At 72.7% G+C, this 5,953-nt stretch carries 4 protein-coding genes; 3 read left to right on the top strand and 1 reads right to left on the bottom strand.

All coding sequences use genetic code 11. The annotated features are described in order from the left end of the window. Window positions 1–713: 713 nt before the first annotated feature. The 3 genes from AB1578_21520 (at window position 714) to AB1578_21510 (ending at window position 5,055) form a co-directional block, all read left to right on the top strand. Window positions 714–3,170 carry a U32 family peptidase gene (locus tag AB1578_21520; protein ID MEW6490477.1) on the top strand — a complete coding sequence of 819 codons (2,457 nt, stop codon included), beginning with the start codon at window positions 714–716 and terminating at the stop codon, window positions 3,168–3,170. A gap of 187 nt (window positions 3,171–3,357) precedes the next feature. Continuing rightward, the gene (panB, locus tag AB1578_21515) at window positions 3,358–4,167 is read left to right on the top strand and encodes a 3-methyl-2-oxobutanoate hydroxymethyltransferase (protein ID MEW6490476.1); all 810 of its coding nucleotides are present in this window, start codon (window positions 3,358–3,360) and stop codon (window positions 4,165–4,167) included. Window positions 4,168–4,266: 99 nt separating this feature from the next. Further along, window positions 4,267–5,055 carry a 50S ribosomal protein L11 methyltransferase gene (locus AB1578_21510; GenBank protein MEW6490475.1) on the top strand — a complete coding sequence of 263 codons (789 nt, stop codon included), beginning with the start codon at window positions 4,267–4,269 and terminating at the stop codon, window positions 5,053–5,055. Between the two features lie 34 nt (window positions 5,056–5,089). Here AB1578_21510 and AB1578_21505 read toward each other — a convergent pair. Then, window positions 5,090–5,953, bottom strand: an 864-nt coding sequence (locus tag AB1578_21505; protein MEW6490474.1) for a CheR family methyltransferase, incomplete at its 5' end; no start/stop codon positions are given.

The following is a 5,953-nucleotide window of genomic DNA, read 5'->3' as shown; positions in this document are numbered from 1 at the left end:
GGGGTTTTGGTGGGGGCTTGCCCCGACGCCCCCCGTACCTCAGGATTGTCGGGGCAAGCCCCGACCTACGAAGCGGCGGTTTGATGGATCAGTGTGGCAAGTGCCCGCCTTTTGGTTCTTTGTTCAACAACCGGATAGGCATGCCTCAAACCACAAGTCCGAAGGAGATTCGGCCGCGCCTGCATCCCGGTCTGCGGCACTGCTCGTCGGTCACAAGTGTAGCCACGGGCGTAACCGGTCAAGCGCGGATCCGGTCCGGCTCCTCTGTAGGAGCCAGCTCCTGCTGGCGATTTCGGCCGAAGGCCGACCCTTCCCCCTGCCGCTGACGCGGCAAGTCGCCTGCGGGAGCAGGCCCCTACAGTTGCTTCTCGTTGTCCTTCGGATAGAGAGCGGCCGGCCGGTTACGCCCTGTGGCCGTCAGGCCGTTTCTATGCGTTCTTTGCGTCCTCTTGCGGCCATTCCGTATTCCCCCTTTTGGCGCCTTGCAGCCCGGGAGCAGGGGCGCCCTCGGTATCATCCGGACCTGTGGTTTGAGGAACTACCGGCCCCGCTTTCCGGTACGGGCTGGGGCTGCCCAGCCGCTCCAGGAGGTGCGCCGCGAGTGCGATTGCACCTTACGCGCTCCTCTGCTACGGTCTCGGCGCCCCGGACGGGCCGGTGCCGCCGAAGGCCCAGTAGCGCCCTCCATCTTCTGACAGGGGACCCCGGCGCCCGTGACCAGACCTCTTGCCCCCGCCACCCACCCCAAACCCGAGCTCCTGGCCCCCGCAGGGTCCTGGGAGGCCTTCCTGGCGGGCCTCGAGGCCGGGGCCGACGCCTTCTACCTGGGCCTGCGGGAGTGGAGCGCCCGGGGGCGGGCGGCGAACTTCACCCTGGAGGACCTGCGGCGCCTGGTGCCCGTGGCCCGGGCCGAGGGCCGCCGGGTCTACGTAGCCCTGAACACGCTCCTGCAAGAGGACGAGGTTCTGCGGGCGGCGCGGGCCGTGTGGGACCTCCTCTGCCTGGAGGTGGATGCCCTCATCCTTCAAGACCTGGGCCTGTGGCGCCTGTGCCGGGAGGTGTTCCCCGAGGCGCGCCTCCACGCGTCCACCCAGATGTCGGTGCACAACTCGGCGGGGGTGCGCCGGCTCGCCAAGATGGGATTCTCCCGCGTCGTCCTCGCCCGGGAGTGCACCCTGGCCGAGGTGCGGGCCATCCGGGCGGCGTCGGATCTCCCCCTCGAGGTCTTCGTCCACGGGGCCCTGTGCTACGGCCTCTCGGGCCAGTGCCTGGCCTCCACGGCGCTCGGCGGAGGTAGCGCCAACCGGGGCTGGTGCGCCCAGCCGTGCCGCTGGAACTACCGCACGGACACCGGCGCCGCAACCCACCCCTTCTCCCCCTCGGACCTCTCCCTCCTGGAGCGCGTGCCCGAGCTCGCCCGGGCCGGGGTCTCGGCCCTCAAGATCGAGGGCCGGCTCAAGGGCGCCGCGTACGTCGAGGCGGTGGTGCGGGCTTTTCGGACGGCCCTCGACGCCTCGGAAAGCGAGTGGGAAGACGCTCTGGGCGCCGCCCGGGAGCTCCTCGCGGGCGCCGAGGGCCGCCCCGCAACCGAGGGGTTCGCAGACGCGCCCCGGCCCCGGCAGGTGCTCCTCGGCGGCGGGCAGCCCGGCCTGGGCACGCAGCTGGGCCGCGTGGTGGGCTGGCGGGGCGGCAGCGCCGTGGTCGCGTCACGGACCCGGCTCCACCGGGGAGACCGGCTGCGCATCGCCCCGGGCTCCGGCGGGAAGGGCGTGGCTGTGACCCTGCGGGAGCTGCACCGGGAAGGGGCCGATGGCGGGGAGCGGTACCGCTTTCCCTGCCCATCCCCCGTGGCCACGGGCGACGCGGTGTACCGGGTCAAGACCGCCCGGGGCGAGGAGCGGGAGCAGGAGCTCGCCCGCCGGGCCCGGTCCCTGGGCAAGGGGAGCGGCGGCGGGGGGCTTCCCGTGCGGGCGACCGTCCGCCTGGAGGACGGGGTGCTTCGCGTATGGGCGGCCTGCGGGCCGGCGGCGGTGGAGCTCCTGGCCCCCATGCCCCGCTTCCCGGCCGAGCGCAGCGGGCTCACGGCCCGGGTCCTGGAGGCCCACCTCGGGAAGCTCGGAGACACCGGGTTTCGGCTGGCCTCCCTGGCCGTGTCGGGGGAGCTGCCCCCCGTGGTGGTTCCCCCCTCGGCGTTCAAGGAGGTGCGCCGCCTCCTCGCGACGGAGCTGCGCGCTGCCCTGGAAGCCGAGGTGCAGGCTCGGCTCGCCCGATGCCGGGAGCTGCGAGCCGCCGGGGCACCGGGACCCCACGGGCAAAGGCCCGTGGCGCCCGGAGAGCACGCACCTCGGCTCTGGGCCAGGGTCGAGGTGCCCGACGCGTTGCGCGCCGCCCTGGAGGGCCCCTTCCCTCGGGTCGTGGCCGCCCTGAACCGGGCGTGCCTGGAGGCACGGCGCGCGCCGGAAATGGGCCCCGGCTCGCGGGAGCGCATCTGCTGGGAGCTCCCGCCGTGGCTCTCGGAGGGGGCGCTTCCCCTGTATCGGAGGTGGCTGGAGATCCTGGCAGCGGAGGGGTTTTACCGGGTCGTGCTCACGAACCTGGGGCACCTGGAGCTCCTGGAGGGCCTGGGGCTCACCCCCCTGGCCGGCCGGGAGCTCCACGCCCTCAACGGCTGGGCGGCCCAGGCCCTGGGCGCCCTGGGGTGCGCGGCGTTCACCCCGAGCCCCGAGACCGGAGCCGGAAACCTGAGGGCCGTGGCCGCCGCCGGCTGGCCCCTGCGACCCGTGGCCTACGCCTACGGGAGCCCGCCCCTCTTCCTCACGCGCCTCGACCCCGGGGTGACGCTCGCGCCCGGAGCCGTCGCCGAGACGGCGGACGGCCGCTGCCTGGCCTGGTCCCCCGGGCCCGAGCCCCCGGAGCCCGCAGCCGGCCCGGGGGCGAAGGGGTGCCTGCCCGCCCAAGAGCCGGGCTGGGCCCGGGTGTACGGCCCCGAGCCCTTCTCCTGGTCCCACCGCGGCCGGGAGCTCGCGGAGCTCGGCATCGCCGACCTCCTGTGCGACTTCCAGGGGCGGCCCTTCTCGGCAGGGGAGCTCCGGGCGGTGGCGCAGGCCGTGGCGGCGGGCCGGAAGCTCCCGGGGACCACCGAGGGGAACTGGTCCTCCGGGCTGCGGTAGGGCCGGGAGGCCTTGCGGCCCTGGGGAACCGTCCGTATCGGAGCGCTGCGCCCACGGGGGGACCGTGCTACCCTGGATTCCCGATCCGCGGTGCGGGGGCCGATTTCGATTGCGATTTCGATTCGGTTCCGTAGTCCGACACGTGGGGCGAGAACCCTGGTCCTCGAAGCTCTCCCAGACAGGAGCGATGCCCATGCCCAAGCTCTCCATCCCCGAGATCAAGACCCGAAAGCAGTCGGGCCCCAAGCTCACCATGCTCACCGCCTACGACTACCCCACGGGCAAGCTCGTGGACCAGGCGGGAATCGACCTGATCCTGGTGGGGGACAGCCTGGGGATGGTGTGCCTGGGCTACCCCGACACCGTCCCCGTGACGATGGACGAGATGGTGCACCACACCGCCGCGGTGGCCCGGGCCGCCGAGCGGGCCTTGGTGGTGGGCGACCTGCCCTTCCTCTCCTACCAGGTGAGCCCCGAGGACGCGGTGCGCAGCGCCGGGCGCCTGTTCAAGGAGGCCCGGGCCGACTGCGTCAAGCTCGAGGGCGGCCGCACCCAGGCGGACAAGGTGGCCGCCATCGTCCGGGCCGGCATCCCCGTGATGGGCCACATCGGCCTCACACCCCAGACCGCCACCCAGCTCGGGGGGTTCAAGGTGCAGGGCAAGGCCCCCGAGGCCGCCCAGGCACTCCTGGACGACGCCCGTGCCCTGGAGGAGGCCGGGGCCTTCGCGGTGGTGCTCGAGTGCGTGCCCACGAGCCTGGGCAGGCGGGTGACCGAGGCCCTCTCCATCCCCACCATCGGCATCGGCGCCGGCCCCCACTGCGACGGCCAGGTGCTCGTGCTCCACGACCTGGTGGGGCTCTTCGACCGGTTCGTCCCCAGGTTCGTCAAGCGCTACGCCAACCTCTCCGACGAGATTCGTGCGGCGGTGGCCCGGTACCGGGACGAGGTGCAGGGGGGCATCTTTCCGGGGGAAGAGCACCAGTTCGGGGGATGACCGCACCGGTCCGCCCCGGGTCGGCGCATTTTCGGGTTCCCCGAGGCGCCGCCGCGGCTATACTGCGCACCCATGCTGACGCGAACGAGGTGGAGGGTCGTGGAGGAGCCCTGCTCCCCGCCGGAGGCGGCCGGCCGGTGGGCCGAGGCCCGGGCCCGGGGAGCCGCGGGGGCGGTCACCTCCTGGGGCTCGGGCGTCCCCGGCCGGGAGTGGATTCGGCTCTTCTGGGAGAAGAACGGGGACGAGGTGCCCCCGGGCCAGGACCTGGAAGAGGAGAATTGGACCCCCTTCTGGCGCGAGAGCGTGCGCACCGTGGCCGTGACCGGCCGGATTTCGCTCGTGCCCGCCTGGGAAGCGGTGCCCCCCGGCCTTTCCATCCCCATCCGCATCGACCCCGGAATGGCCTTCGGCTCGGGCGACCACCCCACCACCCGGCTGTGCCTGCAAGCCCTCGAAGACCTGGCCAACCGGGGCGGGCTCCCCGGCCCGGTGCTCGACGTGGGCGCGGGCACGGGAGTCCTGGCGCTGGCAGCGGTGCTGCTGGGTGCCGCCGGGGTCGACGCCCTCGACATCGACCCCTTCGGTTTCGCGGCGTGCCGCCGCAACGCCCTCCTGAACGGCCTGGACGACCGGGTGCGCCCCCTCCTCCTCTCACTCGACCTCCTGGAGGGGGCCTACCCGCTGGTGCTCGCCAACGTGGTGGTGGGGCAGATCGAGAACCTCGCCCCCGCCCTGCGACAGCGCCTGGCCCCAGGCGGGCTCCTCATCGCCTCGGGTTTCGAGGGAGGCGAAGCGGCCCGGGTGGCGCACCTGCTGGGGCTCGCGGTGAGGCAGCGCCGGGAGGAGGAAGGCTGGGCGGCCTTGGTGCTGGCCCCGGAGGATTCCTGAATTTCAGATCCTCAAGAATCTCTGGCGCGGGTCGTCAGCGGCCCGGCGGGCCCTGGCCCCACGCCTTCCGGAAGATGGAGGGGCCCGCGGGCTCGAAGCCCAGCCCGCCCCCGTCGAGCTTCTCCGACTCGCCGATGAAGAGGTAGCCCCCGGGAGCCAGATACCGGAGAAAGTTCGAGAGGAGCCGCGTCTTGGTGGGCGGGTCGAAGTAGATCATCACGTTGCGGCAGAAGATCACGTCGAGCGTCCCCCTCAGGGGCGCTGCGTCGCGCAGGATGTTGTAGCGCCGAAAGGCCACCAGGGCCCGAATCTCGTCGCAGAGGCGAAAGGAGCCGGCGGGGGTGTCGGCGTCGCGCACCAGGTACTTGTGGTGGTACTCCCGGGGCATGTGCACGAACCGATCTTCCGGGTAGACGCCGCGAGAGCCGATGCGGATGACCCTGCGGTTGATGTCGGTGGCCAGGATGCGGGCGTCGCAGCGCTCGGGATTTCCCACCACCTCCGCCAGGGTGACGGCAATGGAGTAGGGCTCCTCCCCCGAGGAGCACCCGGCGCTCCAGATCCGAAGCGCCCCTCCTTCGCCTGCGCCGCGCTCCGCCAGGAGCCGGGGAAAGACCTGTGCGGCCAGGGCGTGGAACTGGGCCTGCTCCCGAAAGAAGAAGGTGTAGTTGATGGTGACCGCGTCGATGAGCGAAGGAATCTCGGGTCGCCCCTCGGGCGAGTGCAGGAGCTCGGCGTAGTGCCGCGCCGAGGGGAGACGGAGCTCCCGCACCCGGCGGGCGACGCGCGTGGTGAGCAGCCCCTCCTCCTTGTGGGTGAGGTGGATGCCCGAGTGGTCGTAGACTACCCGCCGCAAAAAGTGGAGGGTCTCGCGGTCGTCCATGGTCTCCCGGGGGGT

The organism is Thermodesulfobacteriota bacterium (assembly GCA_040756475.1).
Classification (GTDB): domain Bacteria; phylum Desulfobacterota; class Deferrisomatia; order Deferrisomatales; family JACRMM01; genus JBFLZB01.
Note: the sequence above shows the minus strand (reverse complement) of the source record. Positions and strands in the feature narration are given on the sequence as shown.